Annotated in this window: 23 protein-coding genes and 1 pseudogene; 7 read left to right on the forward strand and 17 right to left on the reverse strand. The window is 69.8% G+C overall.

What is annotated here, in order from left to right; all coding sequences use genetic code 11:
* Positions 1–87: 87 nt before the first annotated feature.
* The 7 genes and pseudogenes from sucD to zapE form a co-directional block, all read right to left on the reverse strand.
* Complete coding sequence (gene sucD / locus C6569_RS01335) at positions 88–975, reverse strand: succinate--CoA ligase subunit alpha (protein ID WP_106747152.1); 888 nt, start codon at positions 973–975, stop codon at positions 88–90.
* A gap of 700 nt (positions 976–1,675) precedes the next feature.
* Positions 1,676–2,866: pseudogene (gene sucC / locus C6569_RS01340) on the reverse strand (ADP-forming succinate--CoA ligase subunit beta); the annotation flags it as partial.
* 107 nt (positions 2,867–2,973) lie between these two features.
* Positions 2,974–3,939: a malate dehydrogenase gene (gene mdh, locus C6569_RS01345; RefSeq protein WP_106747153.1), complete on the reverse strand. Its 966-nt coding sequence runs from the start codon at positions 3,937–3,939 to the stop codon at positions 2,974–2,976.
* A 412-nt stretch (positions 3,940–4,351) separates the two neighbouring features.
* A complete protein-coding gene (locus C6569_RS01350; protein ID WP_106747154.1) occupies positions 4,352–5,065 on the reverse strand; it encodes a carbonic anhydrase in 714 nt (237 codons plus the stop codon).
* Between the two features lie 81 nt (positions 5,066–5,146).
* Positions 5,147–5,782: a TetR/AcrR family transcriptional regulator gene (locus C6569_RS01355; protein ID WP_245898205.1), complete on the reverse strand. Its 636-nt coding sequence runs from the start codon at positions 5,780–5,782 to the stop codon at positions 5,147–5,149.
* On the reverse strand, positions 5,766–6,491 hold the full coding sequence (locus tag C6569_RS01360; protein WP_106747155.1) for a DUF1003 domain-containing protein: 726 nt from the start codon (positions 6,489–6,491) through the stop codon (positions 5,766–5,768). Before C6569_RS01360 ends, C6569_RS01355 begins: the two co-directional genes overlap by 17 nt.
* Before the next feature lie 39 nt (positions 6,492–6,530).
* Positions 6,531–7,706, reverse strand: a complete 1,176-nt coding sequence (gene zapE, locus C6569_RS01365) for a cell division protein ZapE (RefSeq protein ID WP_106747156.1) — start codon at positions 7,704–7,706, stop codon at positions 6,531–6,533.
* 200 nt (positions 7,707–7,906) lie between these two features.
* On the opposite strand from zapE, the gene sdhC reads away from it, so the two are divergent.
* Genes sdhC through sdhA form a run of 3 tightly spaced genes read left to right on the forward strand, consistent with a single transcriptional unit; the run spans position 7,907 to position 10,582 of the window.
* Positions 7,907–8,314: a succinate dehydrogenase, cytochrome b556 subunit gene (sdhC, locus tag C6569_RS01370; protein WP_106747157.1), complete on the forward strand. Its 408-nt coding sequence runs from the start codon at positions 7,907–7,909 to the stop codon at positions 8,312–8,314.
* Positions 8,315–8,329: 15 nt separating this feature from the next.
* Positions 8,330–8,725, forward strand: coding sequence for a succinate dehydrogenase, hydrophobic membrane anchor protein (sdhD, locus tag C6569_RS01375; RefSeq protein WP_106747158.1), 396 nt, complete (start codon positions 8,330–8,332; stop codon positions 8,723–8,725).
* A gap of 36 nt (positions 8,726–8,761) precedes the next feature.
* Positions 8,762–10,582, forward strand: a complete 1,821-nt coding sequence (sdhA, locus tag C6569_RS01380) for a succinate dehydrogenase flavoprotein subunit (RefSeq protein WP_106747159.1) — start codon at positions 8,762–8,764, stop codon at positions 10,580–10,582.
* A 79-nt stretch (positions 10,583–10,661) separates the two neighbouring features.
* Here the strand turns inward: sdhA and C6569_RS01385 are convergent, their stop codons facing one another.
* A complete protein-coding gene (locus tag C6569_RS01385; RefSeq protein WP_106747160.1) occupies positions 10,662–11,423 on the reverse strand; it encodes a glycosyltransferase family 25 protein in 762 nt (253 codons plus the stop codon).
* A gap of 257 nt (positions 11,424–11,680) precedes the next feature.
* On the opposite strand from C6569_RS01385, the gene C6569_RS01390 reads away from it, so the two are divergent.
* Positions 11,681–12,229 carry a hypothetical protein gene (locus C6569_RS01390; RefSeq protein ID WP_106747161.1) on the forward strand — a complete coding sequence of 183 codons (549 nt, stop codon included), beginning with the start codon at positions 11,681–11,683 and terminating at the stop codon, positions 12,227–12,229.
* A 6-nt stretch (positions 12,230–12,235) separates the two neighbouring features.
* Here C6569_RS01390 and C6569_RS01395 read toward each other — a convergent pair whose 3' ends face one another.
* The 3 genes from C6569_RS01395 to C6569_RS22130 form a co-directional block, all read right to left on the reverse strand.
* On the reverse strand, positions 12,236–13,234 hold the full coding sequence (locus C6569_RS01395; protein WP_425440690.1) for a tyrosine recombinase XerC: 999 nt from the start codon (positions 13,232–13,234) through the stop codon (positions 12,236–12,238).
* A gap of 15 nt (positions 13,235–13,249) precedes the next feature.
* Positions 13,250–13,735, reverse strand: coding sequence for a bacterioferritin (gene bfr / locus C6569_RS01400; protein ID WP_106750841.1), 486 nt, complete (start codon positions 13,733–13,735; stop codon positions 13,250–13,252).
* Between the two features lie 172 nt (positions 13,736–13,907).
* Complete coding sequence (locus C6569_RS22130) at positions 13,908–14,165, reverse strand: (2Fe-2S)-binding protein (protein ID WP_245898206.1); 258 nt, start codon at positions 14,163–14,165, stop codon at positions 13,908–13,910.
* Positions 14,166–14,380: 215 nt separating this feature from the next.
* On the opposite strand from C6569_RS22130, the gene C6569_RS01410 reads away from it, so the two are divergent.
* Positions 14,381–16,555 (forward strand): primosomal protein N', encoded by a 2,175-nt coding sequence (locus tag C6569_RS01410; RefSeq protein WP_106747163.1) that lies wholly within the window; start codon positions 14,381–14,383, stop codon positions 16,553–16,555.
* Positions 16,556–16,574: 19 nt separating this feature from the next.
* Here the strand turns inward: C6569_RS01410 and ygfZ are convergent, their stop codons facing one another.
* Positions 16,575–17,438, reverse strand: a complete 864-nt coding sequence (gene ygfZ, locus C6569_RS01415; RefSeq protein WP_106747164.1) for a CAF17-like 4Fe-4S cluster assembly/insertion protein YgfZ — start codon at positions 17,436–17,438, stop codon at positions 16,575–16,577.
* Between the two features lie 91 nt (positions 17,439–17,529).
* Between ygfZ and C6569_RS01420 the strand changes: the two genes are divergently transcribed.
* Positions 17,530–18,858 (forward strand): dihydroorotase, encoded by a 1,329-nt coding sequence (locus tag C6569_RS01420; RefSeq protein WP_106747165.1) that lies wholly within the window; start codon positions 17,530–17,532, stop codon positions 18,856–18,858.
* Positions 18,855–19,451 (forward strand): class I SAM-dependent methyltransferase, encoded by a 597-nt coding sequence (locus tag C6569_RS01425; RefSeq protein ID WP_106747166.1) that lies wholly within the window; start codon positions 18,855–18,857, stop codon positions 19,449–19,451. Before C6569_RS01420 ends, C6569_RS01425 begins: the two co-directional genes overlap by 4 nt.
* Positions 19,452–19,453: 2 nt before the next feature.
* Here the strand turns inward: C6569_RS01425 and C6569_RS21845 are convergent, their stop codons facing one another.
* The 5 genes from C6569_RS21845 to C6569_RS01455 form a co-directional block, all read right to left on the reverse strand.
* Positions 19,454–20,254, reverse strand: a complete 801-nt coding sequence (locus tag C6569_RS21845) for a hypothetical protein (RefSeq protein WP_181313872.1) — start codon at positions 20,252–20,254, stop codon at positions 19,454–19,456.
* A gap of 39 nt (positions 20,255–20,293) precedes the next feature.
* The gene (locus C6569_RS01440; protein ID WP_106747169.1) at positions 20,294–20,554 is read right to left on the reverse strand and encodes a hypothetical protein; all 261 of its coding nucleotides are present in this window, start codon (positions 20,552–20,554) and stop codon (positions 20,294–20,296) included.
* Positions 20,555–20,696: 142 nt separating this feature from the next.
* Positions 20,697–21,110 carry a TIGR02301 family protein gene (locus tag C6569_RS01445; RefSeq protein WP_106747170.1) on the reverse strand — a complete coding sequence of 138 codons (414 nt, stop codon included), beginning with the start codon at positions 21,108–21,110 and terminating at the stop codon, positions 20,697–20,699.
* A gap of 63 nt (positions 21,111–21,173) precedes the next feature.
* Positions 21,174–21,608 carry an NUDIX hydrolase gene (locus C6569_RS01450; RefSeq protein ID WP_106747171.1) on the reverse strand — a complete coding sequence of 145 codons (435 nt, stop codon included), beginning with the start codon at positions 21,606–21,608 and terminating at the stop codon, positions 21,174–21,176.
* Entirely contained in the window at positions 21,605–22,114 is a 510-nt protein-coding gene (locus tag C6569_RS01455; RefSeq protein WP_106747172.1) for a hypothetical protein, read from the reverse strand. The genes C6569_RS01450 and C6569_RS01455 overlap by 4 nt, the downstream gene beginning before the upstream one ends.
* Between the last annotated feature and the right edge of the window lie 62 nt (positions 22,115–22,176).

The following is a 22,176-nucleotide window of genomic DNA, read 5'->3' on the forward strand; positions in this document are numbered from 1 at the left end:
CCGCGCTGTCATGCGGGGCGTCACGAGACGCCGTATCGATGGCGGAAATCGGCCGGGACGGGGCCGATTTCCGGATTGTGATCGGCCTCAGCGCTTCTTCAGCACGTCGACCAGCGTTTTGCCGAGGCGGGCCGGCGAGGGGGAGACGCGGATGCCCGCGGCTTCCATCGCCGCGATCTTGTCCTCGGCGCCGCCCTTGCCGCCGGAGATGATGGCGCCGGCATGGCCCATGCGGCGGCCCGGAGGCGCCGTGCGGCCGGCGATGAAGCCGACCATCGGCTTCTTGCGGCCGCGCTTGGCCTCGTCGCGCAGGAACTGGGCGGCGTCCTCCTCGGCCGAGCCGCCGATCTCGCCGATCATCACGATCGACTCGGTCTTCGGGTCGGCGAGGAACATCTCCAGCATGTCGATGAACTCGGTGCCCTTCACCGGGTCACCGCCGATGCCCACCGCGGTCGTCTGGCCGAGGCCCTCGCTCGAGGTCTGGAACACCGCCTCGTAGGTCAGCGTGCCGGAGCGCGAGACGATGCCGACCGAGCCCTTGCGGAAGATGTTGGCCGGCATGATGCCGATCTTCGATTCACCCGCGGTGACGACGCCGGGGCAGTTCGGCCCGATGAGGCGCGACTTCGAGCCGACCAGCGAGCGCTTCACGCGGATCATGTCCTGCACCGGGATGCCCTCGGTGATGCAGATGATCAGCGGGATCTCGGCGTCGATGGCCTCGCAGATGGCGTCGGCCGCACCCGGCGGCGGCACGTAGACGACGGAGGCGTCGGCGCCCGTCTTCTCACGCGCCTCGGCCACCGTGTCGAAGACCGGCAGGCCGAGGTGGGTCGAGCCGCCCTTGCCGGGCGAGGTGCCGCCGACGACCTTGGTCCCGTAGGCGATCGCCTGCTCGGAATGGAAGGTGCCGTTCTTGCCGGTGAAGCCCTGGGTGATGACCTTGGTCTTCTTGGTAATCAGAATGGACATTCATAGCTCCTGTGCGAGCCGTTCGGCCGCGCGCGATGAGAATGTGCAGCCGAGGGACCGCCGATGACGATCCGGCGGGGCGGGCGTTCGTGAGCCGCCGCCGCCGGTCCTTGCGATCGTTCCGCTCCGCCGGGGCGGTGAGCGGAACTCCCGGAACCGTTGCGATCGGTGGCGCGCCGGCGCCGGGCACCGGCGCGCCGACCGGATGTCACTTCTTGCCCTTGGCGGGAGCCTTGCCCTTCGCCGGCGCCTTGGCGGCGGCCTTGGCCGGAGCCTTCGCCGGTGCCTTGGCGGTCGCCTTGGCCTCGGCCTTCGGGGCCGCGGTCTTCGCTGCGCCCTTGGCGGGCGCGGCGGCCTTGGTCGCCGACTTCTCGGCGGCCTTGGGAGCGGAGGCCTTGGCCGGCGCCTTGGCAGCGGCGGCCTTGGGAGCAGCGGCCTTGGCGGGAGCTTTGGCAGCGGCGGCCTTGGGGGCGGCGGCCTTGGCAGGGGCCTTCGCAGCGGCGGCCTTCGGGGCGGCGGCCTTCGCAGCCGGAGCCTTCGCAGCCGGAGCTTTGGCGGCAGGAGCCTTGGAGGACGTCTTAGCGCCGGTCGCGGCGGTCGCCGCCTTGGCGGCGGGCTTGCCGCCCTTCTTGGCGTCCGTCTTCTTGGCGTCGGGCTTCTTGGCCGGGGCCTTGGGGGCCTTGGCCGGGGCCTTGCCGCCGCCCTTCACGGCGTTGACGATCTTCTGCGCGGCGTCGTCGAGATCGTCGGCCGGGATCACGTTGAGGCCGGACTCGCGGATGATCTTCTTGCCTTCCTCGACGTTCGTGCCCTCGAGGCGCACGACGAGCGGCACCTGCAGGCCGACCGCCTTCACCGCGGCGAGCACGCCGCGGGCGATGACGTCGCACTTCATGATGCCGCCGAAGATGTTGACGAGGATGCCCTTCACCTTCGGGTCGGCGGTGATGATCTTGAAGGCCGCGGTGACCTTCTCCTCCGAGGCGCCGCCGCCGACGTCGAGGAAGTTGGCCGGGCTCTCGCCGTAGAGCTGGATGATGTCGAGGGTCGCCATGGCGAGGCCGGCGCCGTTGACCATGCAGCCGATCGTGCCGTCGAGCGCGATATAGGCGAGGTCGAACTTGGAGGCCTCGATCTCCTTCTCGTCCTCTTCCGTCAGGTCGCGCAGGGCGACGACGTCGGGCTGGCGGTAGAGCGAGTTGGAATCGAAGGAGACCTTGGCGTCGAGAACCTTGATCTGCCCCTGCTTGGTGACGATCAGCGGGTTGACCTCGAGCATCTCCATGTCCTTGGCGACGAAGGCCTTGTAGAGAACGCCGGCGACCGCCTCGATCTGCTTGGCGAGGTCGCCGGACAGGCCGAGCGCCTTGGCGATGGTGCGGCCGTGATGGGCCATGTAGCCGGTGGCCGGATCGACGGAGAAGGTGAGGATCTTCTCGGGCGTGTCGTGGGCGACCGCCTCGATGTCCATGCCGCCCTCGGTCGAGACGACGAAGGCGACGCGGCCGGTCTGCCGGTCGACCAGCATCGACAGGTAGAACTCCTTCTCGATGTCCGAGCCGTCCTCGATGTAGAGGCGGTTCACCTGCTTGCCGGCGGGGCCGGTCTGCACGGTGACCAGGGTGTTGCCCAGCATCTGCTTGGCGAAGGCCTCGACCTCCTCGATCGACTTGGCGAGGCGCACGCCGCCCTTTTCGCCCGCCGCCTTCTCCTGGAACTTGCCCTTGCCGCGGCCGCCGGCATGGATCTGCGACTTCACGACCCAGAGCGGGCCGCCGAGCTTCTTGGCGGCCGCCTTGGCCTCCGAGGCCTTGAAGATGGCGATGCCGTTGGAGACGGGAGCGCCGAACTCCTTCAGCAAGGCTTTCGCCTGATATTCGTGGATGTTCATCTGAGACCCTCTTTTAGGCGGCCGTCGCCGCTCGCTCAGGTTTTTCGGGCTGCTTGTGCGACGGACGCCGTGGCGTCCGCCGGGTTGCTGGACGCCACGCGCAGAACTTACTTCGCGAGCTCGGGGGCGATGGTCTTGCAGGCGTCGACCAGGCCCTTCACCGAGGCGACGGACTTGGCGAACATCTCCTGCTCGCCCTTGTCGAGCTCGAACTCCACGATCTTCTCGACGCCGCCGGCGCCGATCAGCACCGGAACGCCGACATACATGTCCTTCACGCCGTACTGGCCGGTGAGGTAGGCCGCCGACGGCAGCACGCGCTTCTTGTCCTTCAGGTAGCTCTCGGCCATGGCGATGGCGGAGGCGGCCGGGGCGTAGAAGGCCGAGCCGTTGCCGAGCAGGCCGACGATCTCGCCGCCGCCCTTGCGGGTGCGCTCGACGATGGCGTCCAGCTTCTCCTGGGTCAGCCAGCCGGACTTGACGAGCTGGTTCAGCGGCACGCCGCCGACCGTCGAGTGGCGCACCATCGGCACCATGTCGTCGCCGTGGCCGCCGAGCGTCCAGGCGTGGATGTCCTCGATGGAGACGCCGGTCGCCTCGGCGAGGAAGAGCTCGAAGCGCGAGGAGTCGAGCACGCCGGCCATGCCGACCACCTTCTCGGCGGGCAGGCCGGAGAACTTCTGCAGCGCCCAGACCATGGCGTCGAGCGGGTTGGTGATGCAGACGACGAAGGCGTTCGGGGCGTATTTCTTGATGCCCGCGCCGACCTGCTCCATCACCTTGAGGTTGATGCCGAGGAGGTCGTCGCGGCTCATGCCGGGCTTGCGCGGCACGCCGGCGGTGACGATGCAGACGTCGGCGCCCTCGATGGCCTCGTAGGACCCGGTACCGCTCATCTTGGCGTCGAAGCCCTCGACCGCCGAGGCCTGCGCGATGTCGAGCGCCTTGCCCTTGGCGGTGCCTTCCGCGATGTCGAACATCACGATGTCGCCGAGTTCCTTGAGGCCGGCCAGGAGAGCCAGGGTGCCGCCGATCTGGCCCGAGCCGATCATCGCGAGTTTCTTGCGCGCCATGGAAGGGTCTTTCGCTGAAAGTGTTGCGGGAGCGGTATCACCGCCTGCCTCACCCTCTAATCCAGAATTTCGCGGGTCTTTCAAGCCATGCTTTGCTCTGAAGTTACCCGATTGTCGCGAGTCGCGCATCCCCGAACGCGGAGGACCGGGCCGGCGCCCGTTCTTCCGTTAAAACAAGACGTTGCGCGACCGCGGCCGGCGCGGGGCGGCCTCCCGGCCGCGGCGGTTCGACGGGCGCCTGGGGGCGGGGCGGGCGCGGCTTCCGGCGAAATCCGCGGAACCGGGCGATTACAAGTGTCAGTTTTTGTAATTTGTAGCCAGACGGCTCCCGCAAGCGCCTCTGCTGTGCCGTCCGCCGGGTCCGCGGTCGCGCCGGGGCGGGCAGGGCCGCCCGACCCCGCCTGACCCAGGGTCACGCGAAGACGTCGACCGCGCCCGTCGCCAGGTCGTAGCGGGCGCCGACGATCTTCACCGCTCCCGCCTTGACCGCCTCGGCGATGATCGGACCAGCCGAGGTCAGCTTCGCCACCGTCCGCCTCACGTTCTCCCGCACCGTGTTGTCGATGAAATCGCCCTGGCGACCGCGTGCCGCGAGCGCTGCGGGAACGATCGGCTCGATCATCGGTCCGATCGCGCCCGGAAAGGTCGCGTTCTTCGCCACCACGTCGCAGGCCGCGGCGACTGCGCCGCAGCCGGAATGGCCGAGCACCACGATGAGCGGCGACTTCAGCACCGCCGCGCCGTATTCGAGCGTGCCCATCGCCGTGGTGTCGACGGTGTTGCCGGCGTTGCGGACGACGAAGAGCTCGCCGAGGGTGAGGCCGCCGAAGATGAGTTCCGGCGGAACGCGGCTGTCGGCACAGCTCACCAGGGTGGCCCAGGGCGCCTGGCCGCCGGCGGTCTCGTTGCGCCGCCGCGCCATGTCCATCACGCAGGACTGCGCATCGGCCACGTAGCGCCGGTTGCCCTGCTTCAGCTTGTCGAGGGCCTGGTCGGGCGTCAGGCCGCTGCCGGGCCCCTCCGCTGCGAAGGCCTTCCCGGCCGCGGAAAGACCGGCGGCCATCGCCAGCCCGGCGGCGCCGAGCAGCGTCCTGCGGTCGAGCCGCGAATCACACGTCCTGCACATGGTCGTTCCCCCTCGGGTCGGGTGCGGAACTGGCCATGTTCGCCTCTGCGGGGAAATACGCGTGAACCCTGACGGACGGCCTCACACGCCGCCGGCGACCAGAGTGCGAATGATCACGCGGGCGAGGAGGCCGGCGCGCTGCTCGACCTGCTGGCGGGACAGGTCCTTCATCTCGGTGACCAGCACGGGATGGATGAAGCGCTGCATGGCGTCGGCGACGAAGGACACCGCGCGCTCCTCGTCCTTCACCCGGAAGGGGCCGGGCTCCAGGCCTTCGTCGACGATGGAGGCGAGAAAAGCTCGCAGGCGCGCGCGATGGGCCATGATCGTGTCCCTCCGCGCCTGCCAGAGGGTGGCGAAGGTGGCGTAGATCGGCGGGTCGCGGTCCAGGCCCTCGCGCTGGGCCCGCGCCCAGGCGGTGAGGAAGCGCTCCAGCTTGTCGTCGGCCGGGTCGGGGGCATTGGCGATGTCGCCGAGCTGTAGCTCCACCGTGCGCGCCCAGGCGACGACGACCGCCTCGATCAGCCCCGCCTTGGAGGCGAAGAAGCGGTAGACGTTGGCGTGGCTCATGCCCGCCTCGCGCGCCACCGCCACCACCGTCACCCGCTCCGGGCCGAAACGGCGGATATGGTCGGCGGCGATCGCCACCAGCCGCGCCTGGACGCGGTCCTCGATCGGCGGCGCGATCGCGCCGATCCGGTCAGGCCGCCGGGCCACGCGACGCCCTCAGGTCCTGGAGGAGCTCGATCTGCATGGCCTGGATTTCGGCGAAGCGCTCCCACTGCCGATTCAGGAGGTGGTCGATCTTCTCGTGCAGGTGGCGGATCTCCAACTCGGCCTTCAGGTTCACCCTGTAGTCGTTCTCCGAGCGGCGGCGGTCCTTCGCCTCCTGACGGCGTTGGCTCATCATGATGATCGGCGCCTGGACCGCGGCGATGCAGGACAGGATGAGGTTGAGCAGGATGAAGGGATAGGGGTCGAAGGCCCGCGACGCGACGACGACGTTGAGGGCCATCCACACGGCGAGCAGTGCGAAGAAGGCGATGATGAAGGTCCAGGAGCCGCCGAACTCGGCCACCTTGTCGGCGAGCCGCTCGCCGGTGGTCCGGCCCTCGTCGATGCGCTCCTCGATATTGGCGGCGGTGATCTCCTGGTTGCGCAGGCTGTCGACCACGTCGCGCTCCAGCGCGGTGATCTCCCCCCGTTCCGCCTTCAGGAGGTCCTCCACGTAGCGGCTGCGGTAGTCGGCGACGATCGCCCGGTCGATGACATCGCTCGGACCGATGGCGGGCGCGTCGCGGCGAATGAGATCCGCCACCCCCGGCCGGATCGCCGAGAGGCGAATCTCGTGGCCGGGCCGGATGGGCCGCCCCGTCAATGCACAGACGAGGTGGGCCTCGTCGTCCCCGGCTCTTGCTCGTGCCATGTCAGGTCTCATCGCTGGCCGCGCGGGCGGCGAGCCGCGTCACGTCTCGACGATACCACCGGTGTCGCCGGCGCGCTCGTTCCGCCGTTCGTGGGGCAGGGCGAGATAGTCGTCGGAGCGCATCTCGATGAGGCGCGAGGCGGTGCGATGGAACTCGAACTCCTCCGTGCCGGTGTCGGAAAGATAGAGCCGGTTCGGCTCGTCGCCGGCGCTCGCCACCAGCTTCACCTGGTTGTCGTAGAGGGCGTCGATGAGGGTGATGAAGCGCTTGGCCTCGTTGCGCCGCTCGAGGCCCTTCATCACCGGAATGCGGTCGAGCAGCACCGTATGATAGGCGTGGGCGATGGCCAGATAGTCGGAGGCGCCGAGCGGCTTCTCGCAGAGTTCGGCGAAGCTGAACCTGGCGACCCCGTGCGCCTGGCGCGGCACCGGCACCCGCCGGCCCTTGACCTCGAGCACCGCGGGATCGCCTTCCACCCCGCCGGTCAGCCGCGACCAGGCGGTGTCCATGGCCCGGTCTGCTTCCGGCCCCAGCGGCGTCAGCCAGATCGGCTGGCCCGAGAGCTTCTCCAGCCGGAAGTCGGTGCGCGATTCCAGCTTGAGGACGTCCATCCGCTCCTGCAGGAGAGCGATGAAGGGCAGGAACAGCGCCCGGTTGAGGCCGTCGCGATAGAGCAGGTCCGGCACCACGTTGGAGGTGGCGACGATCACCACGCCCTCCTCGAAGAGCCGCGTGAAGAGCCGGCCGAGGATCATGGCGTCGGCGATGTCCGTCACCGAGAACTCGTCGAAGCACAGCAGCCAGGCCTCTTCCGCGAGAGCGGCGGCGACCGGTCCGATGGGGTCGTCGCCCTTCACCTCGCCGGCCTTCAGCTTCTGCCGCCAGGCGTGGATGCGCTCGTGCACGTCCGCCATGAACTCGTGGAAATGCGCCCGCCGCTTGTGCCTGACCGGGCTGCCTTCCATGAACAGGTCCATCAGCATGGTCTTGCCGCGGCCGACATCGCCCCAGATGTAGAGGCCGCGAACCGGCTCGGGCTTCTGGCCGCGCGAGAACAGCCATGCGAGGGCGGAGGACTTGCGGCGGGCCAGCCGGTAGTCGGCGAGCCGGTCGTTGAGCGCCGCCAGCCGGCGGGCGACGGCGGCCTGCGCGGCATCGAAGGACATCTCGCCGGAATCGACCAGCGCCTGGTAGCGGGAGAGCGTGTTGGGCATGCGAGGTCACGCAATAGAGCGCCTTCCCGACCTCGGCAAGCCGCGCACGGCTGGGCCGCGCCGCGCGCACGCCGCGGTCTCTTCCCTCCTTTGTCTCATTCCAGACTCGTTGCGTCGGCGCGCCGGCTCCCTTAAACAGTCCGATGATTTCCGGTGGGCGCCGCAGCATGCGCTCCAGCCGGTCTTGAGGAATGCCCCAGATGGCCGATTCAAAGCCCGTGAGCGAGCGCCCGCTTTCGCCGCATCTCCAGATTTACCGCCCGATGCTGACGATGATGATGTCGATCACCCATCGCATCACCGGCGCCGCGCTCTTCTTCGGCACGCTGCTGATGGCCTGGTGGCTGATCGCCGCCGCCTCCGGCCCCTCCGCTTACGCCACCTTCCAGTGGTTCGCCGGCTCGATCATCGGCCGCCTCATCCTCTTCGGCTACACCTGGGCGCTCTATCATCACATGCTCGGCGGCGTCCGCCACTTCATCTGGGATACCGGCCGCGGCTTCGGCCCCGCCGAGCGCGAATGGCTGGTGCGCGCCAACCTCGTCGGCTCCATCGTGCTGACGGTCCTGACCTGGATCGTCGGCTATGCCGTGCGCGGCGGCGTCTGAGAAAGGCTCCGGTCCATGTCCTATTCCAAGTCCTCCATGCGCACCCCCCTCGGCCGCGTCCGCGGTCTGGGTTCGGCCAAGTCCGGCACCGAGCATTTCTGGATGCAGCGCCTGACGGGCGTCGCCAACCTGCCGCTGTCGCTCTTCGTCATCGGCCTCATCATCACCACGGCGGGCTCCAACTACGCCGCCGTCAAGGCGACGCTCGGTTCGCCGCTGGTGGCCATTCCCCTCATCCTCTTCGTCATCTCCGCTACCTGGCACATGCGCATCGGCATGCAGGTGATCATCGAGGACTACGTGCCCCAGGAGGGGCCCAAGGTCGCCCTGATCCTCGCCAACACCTTTTTCTCGTTCGCGATCGGTCTCGGGTCCGTCTTCGCGATCCTGAAGCTGTCCTTCGGCGTATAACCGTCGACCCGTCCGTCATATCCGGGAGCTCGCCCCATGGTTGAAGCCGCCGCACCTGCCGCCAACGGCCGTGCCTACGACATCACCGACCACACCTACGACGTGGTCATCGTGGGGGCCGGCGGCGCCGGCCTGCGCGCCGTCGTCGGCTGCGCCCAGGCGGGTCTGAAGACCGCCTGCATCTCCAAGGTCTTCCCCACCCGCTCGCACACGGTGGCCGCCCAGGGCGGCGTCGCCGCCTCGCTCGGCAACATGGGCGAGGACCAGTGGCAGTGGCACATGTACGACACCGTCAAGGGGTCGGACTGGCTCGGCGACCAGGACGCGATCGAGTATCTCGTCCGCAACGCCCCCGCCGCGGTCTATGAGCTCGAGCACTGGGGCGTGCCCTTCTCGCGCACCGAGAGCGGCAAGATCTACCAGCGGCCCTTCGGCGGCATGACCACCCATTTCGGCAAGGGCACGGCACAGCGCACCTGCGCCGCCGCCGACCGCACCGGCCATGCCATGCTGCACACGCTTTATGGCCAGGCGCTGAAGAACAATGCCGAGTTCTTCATCGAGTATTTCGCCATCGACCTGATCATGAGCGAGAGCGGCCGCTGCCTCGGCGTCGTCGCCCTGAAGATGGACGACGGCACCATCCACCGCTTCCGCGGACGCCAGACCATCCTCGCCACCGGCGGCTACGGCCGCGCCTATTTCTCCGCCACCTCCGCCCACACCTGCACCGGCGACGGCAACGCCATGGTGCTCCGCGCCGGCCTGCCGCTGCAGGACATGGAGTTCGTGCAGTTCCACCCGACCGGCATCTACGGCTCGGGCTGCCTCATCACCGAGGGCTCGCGCGGCGAGGGCGGCTACCTCACCAATTCCGAGGGCGAGCGCTTCATGGAGCGCTATGCCCCCTCGGCCAAGGACCTCGCCTCGCGCGACGTCGTCTCGCGCTCGATGACCGTCGAGATCCGCGAGGGCCGCGGCGTCGGCAAAAACAAGGATCACATCTTCCTGCACCTCGACCATCTCGACCCGAAGATCCTCGCCGAGCGCCTGCCGGGCATTTCGGAGAGCGCCAAGATCTTCGCCGGCGTCGACGTCACCAAGGAGCCGATCCCGGTCATCCCGACGGTGCACTACAATATGGGCGGCATCCCCACGAACTATCATGGCGAGGTGCTGACCAAGAAGAACGGCGACCCCGACGCCGTGGTGCCCGGCCTGATGGCCATCGGCGAGGCGGCCTGCGTCTCCGTCCACGGCGCCAACCGCCTCGGCTCGAACTCGCTGATCGACCTCGTGGTCTTCGGCCGTGCCGCCGGCCTGCGCGCCGCCGAGACGGTCACGCCCGGCGAGAAGCACGAGGACCTGCCGGCCAACGCTTCCGAGATGGCGCTGTCGCGCCTCGACGCCTTCCGCCATGCCTCCGGCACGACGGCCACCGCCGAGCTGCGCAACAGCATGCAGCGCGTCATGCAGTCGAACTGCGCCGTGTTCCGCACCGGCGAGGTTCTGGAGGAGGGCCGCAAGCTCATCGCCGACGTCTGGGGCGGCGCCTCCGACATCAAGACGACCGACCGCTCGCTGATCTGGAACTCCGACCTGATCGAGACGCTGGAGTTCGACAACCTCATCGCCCAGGCCGTGGTCACCATGGAATCGGCGGCGAACCGCAAGGAAAGCCGCGGCGCCCATGCGCGCGAGGACTTCCCCGACCGCAACGACAAGGACTGGATGAAGCACACCCTGGCCTTCGCCGACACCTCGGCCCGCCAGGTGACGCTCGACGACCGTCCGGTCCACACCTACACGATGACCAACGAGATCCAGTACATCGAGCCCAAGGCCCGCGTGTATTGACCGGGAACCGGGGCGGCCTTTCCGCCCCGTCCGACGCCAGGGAGGTCGACCGCCGGTCGGCCTCCCTTCTTTGTTGGGGTCACGCCTGTGACAGGCGCGTCGCGGCCGCGGCGAGCCCGGCGGCGGTGTCGCCCCGCGCCGAGAGGATCGCGAGCTGCGCCTTGTAGAGGGGGCGGACGAAACTCCGCCTCATCTTCTCGACCCGTCCCAACCCGCGGCTGATGGTCGAGCCGCCGAAGAAGCCCCCGCCGTTCACCACCACCGGCCGCCCCAGATGATGGATCGGCACGCCGGTCTTCCAGGTCATCTGGATGAAGCTGTCGACGGGGCGGTCGAACCGCGCGCTGGCGCGCAGCAGGGCCAGCGCGGCCTCCGCCGTCATCACCTGGCCGACCATCTCCAACTGCGGCAGCGTCCGACGCGCCAGGAAGGGGGCGCCCGGTTCCGGGCGACGGTGGCTGTGCAGCTGCACGAAAGACCAGTCCGTCTCAACCTCCATCAGCCGCGCAAGGTCCGGCGCGAAAGCCCCGCAGAGCACGGCATCGTCCTCGAGGATGACGGCGTGGCAGGCGCCGCTTTCCACGACCGCCCGCCATGCCGCGCGGTGGCTGAGGAAACAGGCGATCTCCGCCTCGCTGAGCGGGAAGGGATAACGGGGGCGGCGGAGCTTCGGGACGTGCAGGGCGCGCTGCGCCGCGGTCAGTTGCCGTCCGTCCACGGCGTCGAGGATCGTCGTCGGCACCGGCAGCCTCGCGGCCAGCCGTGTCGCATGGGCGCGGCGGTCGGCCAGACGCGGCAGCGAGATGATGAACGCCCGGGTGGTCTGCGTCCAATGGGCCATGACGAGGAACTCCTGATGACAGGAGACCTCGAATGACGGTGGCCCGCGCCCATTTTGCGGCCTGATTGGGGAGCGCAGAGCGGCGATTGCGGCGCTGCGGTTTCCGCCCGTATCGGTGCTCTGGCACCGCGGGCGGCGGCCGGCGGCCCCGCGCGCTTGCCAGCCGTCCGTCCCCGCGCAATAGAGGGGCTGCTCCCGCGCCGCCGGGCGGACACAGTCCTGCGGTTCACTCCGAGCGTCATTGCCGGAACCCTCACATGCGACGCCTGCTGCGACCCGTCCTCGTCCTCGCCGCCCTGGTGATCCTCGTCGAGACCTGGCTGTGGGAGCGCCTCGGCCCGCTCATCGCCCGCCTCGTGGAGGTGCTGCCCTTCAAGGCGCTGAAGCAGGCGATCCACGACGGCATCCAGCGTCTGCCGCCCTATGCGACCCTGCTGGTGTTCGCCGTGCCGGCGGGCCTGCTCTTTCCCTTCAAGCTGGCGGCCCTCGGCCTCATCGCCTCCGGGCACCTGGTGCTCGGCGCCGGCGTGCTCGTCCTCGCCAAGGTGGTGGGCGTCGGCATCACCGCCTTCCTGTTCGAGACCTGCAAGCCCAAGCTCATGCAGATTCCGCTCTTCGTGCGTCTCTACGGGTTGTGGACGCGCTGGCTCGCCTGGGCGCACGGCCACATCGACCCGATCAAGCGGCGCATTCTCACCCATCTGCGCATCCTGCGGGGCGGCAGGGCAGGGCGCTCCCTGCGCCTGCTGATGCGCTTCCGGCGTGCGCGGCGCGAGCGGGCGGCGCTCCGCCCGGCGAGCGGCTGACGGCGATCAGGCCCGCGGGTGCGTGCTCTCGTAGACGCGCAGCAGGGCGGCCGTGTCGACCTCGGTGTAGATCTGCGTCGTCGACAGGGAGGCGTGGCCCAGCAGCTCCTGGATGGAGCGCAGGTCGCCGCCACGGCCGAGCAGGTGGGTGGCGAAGGAATGGCGCAGCGCATGGGGCGTCGCCGTCTCCGGCAGGCCGAGCGCCCCGCGCAGCCGCTCCATCGCAAGCTGGATGATGCGCGGCGACAGCGGCCCTCCCTTCACCCCGACGAAGAGGGCGTCCTCCGCGCCGAGGGTCCAGGGGCATAGGCGGCGGTAGTCGGCGATCGCCCGGGCGACCGTGCGGATCACCGGCACCTGTCGCATCTTGCCGCCCTTGCCGAGCACGGTGATCTGGCCATCACTCTCTGGGGGCGGAGCGTCCTTCTGTCTGAGGCCCAGCGCCTCGGAAATGCGGAGCCCCGAGCCGTAGAGCAGGGCGAGCACCGCCGCGTCGCGGGCGATCACCCAGTCGGCGGCATCGTCATGGGTTCGCGCGTCGACGGATGACACCGCGCGGGCGGCGGAGACGGCGAGCGGGCGGGGCAGACGCTTGCCGGCCTTCGGCGTGCGCACGGCGGCAAAGGCGGCCATCCGGCCGCGGCCCTCCCGTTCGAGGAAGCGGGCGAAGGAGCGCACCGCCGCCAGCGCCCGGCCGATAGAGCGCGGATCGAGCCCGTCGCCCCGCCGCCGCGCCATGAAGGCCCTGACGTCGCGCGGCTGCAGGCCGTCCATGGCGCCGAGGCTCACCGCCCCGCCGAGATGCTCCGCCATGAAGGCGAGAAAGGCCCGGACGTCGCGGCCGTAGGCCTCCAGCGTCTTCGGCGACAGGCCGCGTTCGGCGGAGAGGTGCAGGAGCCATTGCCCGAGGGCGGCGGCCGTGTCGTCGGCCGCGCCGGGGATGAGGAGGTTCACGGACATGTCGGGACGCGCCATGGCGGAGAGCCTGCCACGGCGCGGGTTCATGCGGGGTGAACGGGCTCAGTGATCCCCGCCCACCGGGCCCATGTGCTTCTGGATGTAGAGCGGCAGGCCGATCGTCTTGATGATCTCCTGCTGCGTCTCGAGGAAGTCGATATGGCCTTCCTCGTCCGTCATCAGCTCGATGAACAGGTCGCGCGAGGGATAGTCCTTGACGGTCTCGCAATAGGACGCCGCCTCCTGGTAGAGCGCGCGGGCGCCGATTTCGGCGTTCAGGTCGCTCTGGATGATCTCGCCGACGTCCTGGCCGATCTGAAGCGGGTCGAGGACCTGCAGGTTCGGATGGCCCTCGAGGAACAGGATCCGGTCGATGAACTTGTCCGCATGGACCATCTCCTCGATCGATTCCTTGCGCCAGTACTTGGCGAGATCGAGGAAGCCCCAATTGTGCAGCATGCGGTAGTGCAGCCAGTACTGGCTGACGGCGGTGAGCTCGCTGCGCAGGCCCCGGTTGAGATAGTCGATGACCTTCTTGTCGCCCTTCATGGCCTGCTCCACCTGTTTCCGTCGCGTCGTGCCGCAGAGGGCGGCCGACACTTTTTAATCATTCCAGAAAGTGGAGGCAAGGGAGCAGACCGGCGGAACCGCCGTTCGGCCGCGGCACGCACAGGGCAGGGGAGAGTGGAAGGCCGGCAGAAACAACCAGCGCCGGGGCGCGTTACTCGGCGGCGACGAGAACCGGGCCCGCGGCGCCGTCATGGGCATGGCCGGCGCATTCGCCCACCGGGCAGGCGGCGCAGCCCCCGACTCCCGCCTCGCGCATGATGGCGCGGATGGTGCGGGCGCAGCGTCCGCATTCCGGGCTGCAGCCGAGGCAGGTATAGACCTCGCCCACCGCCCGCGGGCAATCGGGGCCGTCGCCGAGGCAGGCGCGGATGTCGTGGTCGCTCAGAACGTTGCAATGACAGACGATCAAGGCAGCTCTCCTCTCCAGCCGCCGACGGTAAAGTTGACTGGAGATGTCAGCTATTTACCCCGAACGATGACGAGCGGCAATCGCCCGGGAAAACATTGGAAACAATCCAAACTGGACGCCCGATCCAGGTGCCGTAAATCGCCGCGAGAGCCTGTCCCGGCATCCCGCGCCGCGCTCCCATTCCCTTCGTGCTCCGGGCGCGCTAGGCCATCGGCATGACCGCACCCCGCTTCGCCGACGTGCTGATTCCGGTCGCCGTCGACCGGCCCTACAGCTACCGCATCCCCGCGGGGATGGAGCTGGGGCCCGGCGACGTGGTCGCCGTGCCCCTCGGCAACCGCACCACGCTCGGCGCCGTCTGGGCGCTGCGCGACGAGCCCGGCGGCGTCTCGCACAACCGGCTGAAGGAGGTGGCGGCCCGTTTCGACGTGCCGGTCGTGCCCCATGCGGTGCGCCAGCTCTGCGACTGGCTGGCCGACTATACGCTCAGCCCCCGCGGCATGGTGCTGCGCATGGCGCTGCGCGACCCGGACGATCTCGCACCCCCGAAACCGCGCGTCGGACTTCGCGTCACCGGCACGGCGCCGGGCCGTATGACGCCGGCGCGGGGGCGGCTGCTCGCCGTTCTCGCCGACGGCCTTGCCCGGGCCAAGGGAGAGGCGGCCCGCGAGGCGGGTGTCTCCGCCTCGGTGGTGGACGGGCTCGTCGACGAGGGTGTGCTGGAGGCCGTCCTCATGCCGGCCGAGGCACTGGCGCGGCTCGACCCCGACCACGCCGTCGCCGCCCTCAACGATGCCCAGCACGCGGCGGCTCTCGCCCTCTGCGACGCCGTTGCGGCCCGCGCCTTCGCCGTGCAGCTCCTCGACGGCGTCACCGGATCGGGGAAGACGGAGGTCTATCTCGAGGGGGTCGCCGAGGCCCTGCGCCAGGGTCGGCAGGTGCTGATCCTGGTTCCGGAGATCGCCCTGACGACGCAGTTCCTCGACCGCTTCGCCGCCCGCTTCGGCCATCGCCCCGCCGCCTGGCATTCCGGCGTCGGAACGACGAAGCGCGGGCGGGTCTGGGCGGGCGTGGCCGCCGGCGAGGTGCAGGTGGTGATCGGTGCCCGCTCGGCGCTCTTCCTGCCTTTCCAGGACCTCGGCCTGGTCGTCGTCGACGAGGAGCATGAGGGCGCCTACAAGCAGGACGATGGCGTCCACTATCACGCCCGCGACATGGCGGTGGTCAGGGCGCGTCTGGAGGATATTCCCGTCGTCCTGGCCTCGGCGACGCCTTCCGTGGAGAGCCGCGTCAACGCCGACCGCGGCCGCTACCGCCGCCTCGTCCTGCCCGAACGCTTCGGCGGCCGCGACATGCCGAAGATCGCCACCGTCGACCTGCGCAGTGCCGGCCCGCCGCGCACCCGCTGGATCGCGCCCGCGCTGGAGGCGGAGATTCGCCGCACGGTGGAGGCCGGCGAACAGGCGCTGCTCTTCCTCAACCGCCGCGGCTACGCGCCGCTCACCCTCTGCCGCACCTGCGGCGAGCGCATCCAGTGCCCCAACTGCTCGGCATGGCTGGTCGACCACCGCTTTCGCCGGCGGCTGATGTGCCACCACTGCGGCTTCAACATGCCGCCGCTGGAGCATTGCCCGAAATGCGACGCGGTCGACAGTTTCGTCGCCTGCGGCCCGGGGGTCGAGCGCCTCGCCGAGGAATGCGCCACGCTGTTCCCCGAGGCGCGGCTGCTGGTGCTCTCCTCCGACATGGCCGGCGGCATCGAGCGCATCCGCCAGGAGATCGAGGCGGTGGCCCGCGGCGAAGCGGACATCGTCATCGGCACGCAGTTGGTGGCGAAGGGGCACAACTTCCCCAACCTTGCGCTCGTCGGCGTCATCGACGCCGACCTCGGCCTGTCCAACGCCGACCCCAGGGCCGGCGAGCGCACCTTCCAGCTGCTGCAGCAGGTGGTGGGCCGGGCCGGGCGGGCGAAGGACGGCTCGCGCGCCCTCATCCAGACGCACCAGCCCGAGCACCCGATTATCCAGGCCATCGTCAGGGGTGACCGCGAGGGCTTCTACGAGGTCGAGATCGCGATGCGCGAGGCGGCCATGCTGCCGCCCTTCGGCCGGCTCGCCGCCCTCGTCGTCTCCGCGGAGGCGCTGGGCGACGCGCAGGCCTACGCGCGCACGCTGGTCCGCGCCGTGCCGCCGACACCCGAGGTGAAGGTGCTCGGGCCGGCGGAAGCGCCGCTGGCGCTGGTGCGTGGCCGCCACCGGGTCCGCCTGCTGGCGCGCTCGCCGCGGGCTTTCGACCTTTCGGGCTGGATGCGCCGCTGGCTTTCCTCGGTGGAGGCCCCGCGCGGCAATGTGCGGCTCGAGATCGACGTGGACCCGCAGAGCTTTTTGTAGTGGCGCCTCTTGTCCGCCCTCAGCCCTCCACGGTCTCCCCCGGCCAGGCGAACCGCGCCCAGTCCGGCTTGATCGGCGTCAGGGCAATGCCGCCGGCCGTGATCGGCTCGCCTGCCGCCAGCGCATCGGCGACGCGGTCGAGGCGGAGCTTGGCGAGCCCATGGCCCTCGGCCGCCGACCCCATCACGCCGACGGTCTTCTCGCCGGCCGTCACGTCCAGTCCCTCCATCGGCGGGAAGTCGGGGAAGGAGACCGGCACCACGCGCGTGCGCGCCGTGCCGCGGTGCTGCATGCGGCTCACCACCTCCTGGCCCACATAGCAGCCCTTGTGGAAGTCGACGCCGGCGAGCTGGTCCATGTCCGCCTCGTGCGGAAAGGTGTCGCCGTAGACGAAGTCGCGCCCGCCATCGGGAATGCCGAGGCGGAGGCGGTGAGCGTCATAGGCGGACGCGTCCGAGACGATCTCCAGCGGCGGCGGCGCCACCATGCGCCAGCCGAGGCCGGGATGGCGCGGATCGCGGGCGACGACCCCGCCAGCGGCGGGCGGCGCGTCCATGCCCCACAGCGCCGTCACGGCGAGGCGATCCGACTGGTCCTCCACGGTGACCTTCGCCCGCAGGCGGTAGAAGCCGAGCTTCTTCGTAAGGTCCGCGGCCAGCGCCCGCGGCACGTCGAAGAGGAAGCCTCCGCCGACGGCGCCCGGCGCGGGAATGACGAGGAAATCGACGACGATCTTGCCCTGCGGCGTCAGCAGCGCCCCGAACCGCGCCTCTCCTTCCGGGATCGCCGCGACGTCGCAGGTGACGAGACCTTGCAGGAAGGTCGTGGCCTCCTCGCCGGTCACGCGGACGACGCCACGGTCGGGCAGGAATGCGCTGGGCATCGGGGCCTCTCGGTCGCTTGGCACGGTTGTCGTTCTCGGACATAAGCGAGGCCGCGCCGGGGACAAGGCCCGGCACTGCCGGGAGCCCGCCATGCCGAATTACGACGTCATCTACAGGAACGGCACGGTGGTCAATCAGGACGGCCGAGCGATCCGCGACATCGGCGTCACCGCCGGCCGCATCGCCGCCATCGGCGACCTGTCACAGGCCTCGGGCGGCGAGGTGGTCGACTGCACGGGGCTGCACGTTCTCCCCGGCGTCATCGACAGCCAGGTGCATTTCCGCGAGCCGGGACCCACCCACAAGGAAGACCTCGAATCGGGCTCCCGTGCCGCCGTCATGGGCGGCGTCACCGCGGTCTTCGAGATGCCGAACACCGACCCGCTGACCACGTCCGAGGCGGCCCTCGCCGACAAGGTGAAGCGCGCCACCGACCGCATGCATTGCGACTTCGCCTTCTGGGTCGGCGGCACCCACGAGAACGCCCCCCACGTGGCCGAGCTGGAGCGCCTGCCCGGCGCCGCCGGCATCAAAGTCTTCATGGGCTCCTCCACCGGCTCGCTGCTGGTCGAGGACGATGCGGGCGTCGCCTCCATCCTGAAGAACACCCGCCGTCGCTCCGCCTTCCATTCCGAGGACGAGTTCAGGCTGCGCGAGCGCAAGGGCGAGCGCATCGAGGGCGATGCCCGCTCCCATCCCGTCTGGCGCGACGAGACCGCAGCGCTGATGTGCACCGAGCGGCTGGTGACCATCGCCAAGCGCTACAACGCCAAGATCCACGTTCTGCACATCTCCACGGCGGAGGAGATCGACTACCTGCAGCACCACAAGGACGTCGCCACCTGCGAGGCGACGCCGCACCACCTCACCCTCGTCGCCCCCGACTGCTACGAGCGGCTCGGCACCCTCGCCCAGATGAACCCGCCGGTGCGTGACGCGAGGGCGCAGGCCGGCATCTGGAAGGGCATCGAACAAGGCATCGTCGACGTGCTCGGCTCCGACCATGCGCCCCACACGCTGGAGGAGAAGCAGAAGACCTATCCGGCCTCGCCCTCCGGCATGACCGGGGTGCAGACGCTGGTGCCGACGATGCTCGACCACGTCGCCGCCGGAAAACTGACGCTGGAGCGCTTCGTCGACCTCACCAGCGCGGGACCTGCCCGCATCTTCGCCATCGCCGGCAAAGGGCGGATCGCCGCCGGCTACGATGCGGACTTCACGGTCGTCGACCTGAAGCGCCGGCACACCATCACCAACGGCTGGATCGCCTCGAAGAGCCGCTGGACGCCCTATGACGGCAAGGAGGTCACCGGCTGGCCTGTGGGCACCGTCATCCGTGGCCGCCGTGTCATGTGGGAGGGCGACCTCGTGGCCCCGTCGGGCGGCCGCCCCGTGCGCTTCCAGGACCAGCGCCCGTGAGCGAGGCCACCAGCGGCTATGCCGCGGAGGCGGACAGGCTCGCGGTCCAGTACGAGAGCGTCACCTTCGAGGAGGTGCACGCCCCGGTCCTCCACCTTCTGCCGCCGGCCGGACGCGCCCTCGACATTGGCGCGGGCACCGGCCGCGATGCCGCGGCCCTGGCCGATCGCGGCTTCGAGGTCACGGCCGTCGAGCCGACGGCGGAACTGCGCGCCCATGGCGCCCGCCTCCATGCCGCAAAGGCCATCACCTGGATCGACGACGGCCTGCCGGACCTGCCGGTCCTCGCCGCGGCGAGGGAGCGCTTCGACCTCGTCATGCTCACCGCCGTCCTCATGCATCTCGATGCCGGCGAGCGCGCGCGGGCCATGGCACGGCTCGCCGCCCACCTCGCGCCCGGCGGGCGTCTGGTCATGACGCTGCGCCACGGCCCGGTGCCGCCGGGCCGGCGCATGTTCGACGTGTCGGGGGAGGAAACCCTGGCTCTCGCCGGCCGACATGGCCTCGCCGGCTTGTTCAGCGCCACCCGGGCCGACATGTTCGGCCGGCCCGGCGTCAGCTGGACGGTTCTCGTCCTGACGCCGCGCGCCTGAGCCTATTCGCCGGCGAGAAAGAAGTGGATCGTGCCGTCGGGCCCGATGCCCAGCCTCCAGAACACCCAGGAGCCGAGGGTGCGCGTGTCGCGCACGTCCTGGGCCGTCATCAGGCGATAGAGATCGACGGTCTGGCGCGGCGTCAGGTCGCCCATCGGCACATGGGCGAGATAGGGCCAGACATACATTTCCTGCGGCGTGCCCTTGTTGATGAGGGCGGCCGGCAGGTCGAGGATGTTGAGGAGCACGGCGAGGATCTCCCGGCCCTCGCCGTCGCCCGAGGCACTCTTCCAGAACGCCACGGGATCGCGCTCGGCGCCCCGGGTGAAAACCGGCATGGTCTCGTTCATCTGGAAGACGACGCCGAGCCTGGCGATGTCGCCGGAACGCGCCGCGAGGATCAGGCGCTCGCGCATGGAGCCGACGCGTTCGCGCAGGTCCTCGTTGTCGGGCAGGAGCTCCACCGAGACGGGCGCCTGCGCCGCACGGCGCGGCGAGGGTGTCGGCACCGGTGCGGCGGAGCGCGGCGGAACGGGTGTCGCGGCCGGAGGGGGAACGGGTGTCGCCGCCGGCGCGGGCGTTGCGGCCGGCGCGGGCGCCTGGGCGAGCGGGGGCGGCGCGGGTCGCGGCGCCTCGGCCGCCTGTGGCGTGACGTCCCGGATGGTGGTGCGCAGGGGCGTGCCGGCGGAAACGACGGGTTCGGTCTGCCGCGGCGCCTCGCGCGGCATGATCTGCGCAACCGACACGGCCAGAACGGCGGTGGTGATCAATCCTGCGAGAAGGGCCAACTTGCGCGGTTCCAAGGAGCGTTCCCGGCGATGGCGGGCCGAACTACGGGCGAATCAATGGGCCGATCGGTCGACGGTGAACTCGCCGCCCCTGACGCGCTCGGCCAGACGCTGGGCGAAGGTGGCTGTCGCCTCCTCGCCATAGGTCGCCACCATCTCGACGAAGGAGGCGAAGATGGCGGCCTGCGCGATGCAATCGACGTCGAGCCCGTCGAGCCGCGCCTCTGCGAAGGCTTCGGAGACGTAGCCCATCGCCGCATGGCGCTGGTCTTCGGCCTCGGCCGACCGGAAGGTCGTCTCTGGGGAAAAATGCATCGTCGCGTCCACTGCGGGACCGTTGATCGGTCCTGTCCTGTGGCGCGACCGTAGCATGGTCCGATGTCCAAGACACCCGTTTCTGACCGGAAGGTTAACGGCGGGCAAGAAATTGAAGCCGTTCCCCAAATGACACAGGCGCTCAGTTGCCGTAACGGCTGGTGATCTCTGAGACGAGCTTGCGCGCCTCGGCGACATAGCGTCGCGTCGCCAGCCGCGCGGCGGGGGCGCAGGTGCGGTGGGTCTGTTCGAAGCCGCCATAGCCGCGGTTGAAGGCCTGCACGAGCCGTTCCCGCCGCTCGCCTCCGGCGGCCTCCGCATCGAGCAGGGCCTGCATTTCGCGCCGCCAGGCGCCCCCTTCCGGACCCTCGCACAGCGTGCGCAGATAATGCAGCGCGCCCATGATCTCCGACAGCCGGACGAGCTGTGGCTCGTAGGGCGCACGCAGGGCCGCGGGAGGCAGGGGCACGGGCGACGACGCCCGCGGCGCCTGGGCCGTCGCCGCGGCCGGAACCAGGATCGAGAGGAGCGCCAGGGCCTGGACGAGCTTCGCCATGGCCCGAGATATGAGCGAGCCGCCGGGTCGCCGCAACGGAAAGCTGCGCGGGTGGTTGACGCGTCAGGCCCGAACCAGCGCGACCGCGCCGGCGAGAACCTCTGCGAGCCCTTCCGTCGTCGGCAGGCCGGCCGCCTCCTCCGGGCGAATCCAGCGGATGGCGGCGGCTTCGGGCGAGACCGTGCCCTCGCCGGCGGTCCAGCGCGCGGCGAAGGAGATCACGACGAAATGGCGTTCCACCCGCCCGTCCGCATCGCGCACGATGATGTCGCGCGCGCCGCACAGCCCGACCGGTTCGGCGCTGACGCCGACCTCCTCCATCAGTTCGCGCGCCGCCGCCTGGGCCAGTGTCTCGCCCACCTCGACGAGGCCGCCCGGCAGGCTGAACAAGCCGGCGCCGGGGGCATTGGCACGCTCGGCGACCAGCACCCGGCCGTCGCGAATCACCGCCGTCGAGACGGTGAGGATCGGCCGTGCGGGATAGGAGCGGTCGCTCACCGCGTCATCAGCGCGTCGATGGCGTCTTGCGCCGAGGCGCCCTCGCCCTCGTCGTCGTCGTGGATGACGGCGTTCATGATGCCGGAGGTGCGGGCGGCGAGATGTTTCAGCCGATCCGAGGCTTCCTCGGCGATGTAGCCGGCCACCGGCGTGCCGGCATGGGCCTTGAGCTGGGCGATGGTCTCCAGCATCACCGTGTCCATCTCCTCCACCAGCGCGAGGAAGCGGCGGCGGGATCCGACGGGCGCCTCGGCGAAGGCCTCGAGCACCAGGTCCTTGTCGCGGTAGTGCGAGCGGATGAAATGCTCCTCGTAGGAGGCGGGCTGCCAGGCGAGCACGTCGTCGAGGCAATCGGGCATGGACGGCACCAGCTCCAGGAGCATGATGACTTCGTTGAAATGGTTGAGGTAATCCGTCGCCAGCCGCGTTTCCGGATGAATATTGGCGGCGCGCAGGCGCTCCGGCGTCAGCTCTATTCTGGATTCCTGACGAACGGCGTCGAGCATGGAATGTGGTCGTCCCCAACTTTACATGACAGGTAGCCACGTCCGGGGTGAAAGAAGGCTTA

Source organism: Phreatobacter cathodiphilus, from assembly GCF_003008515.1.
GTDB lineage: Bacteria > Pseudomonadota > Alphaproteobacteria > Rhizobiales > Phreatobacteraceae > Phreatobacter > Phreatobacter cathodiphilus.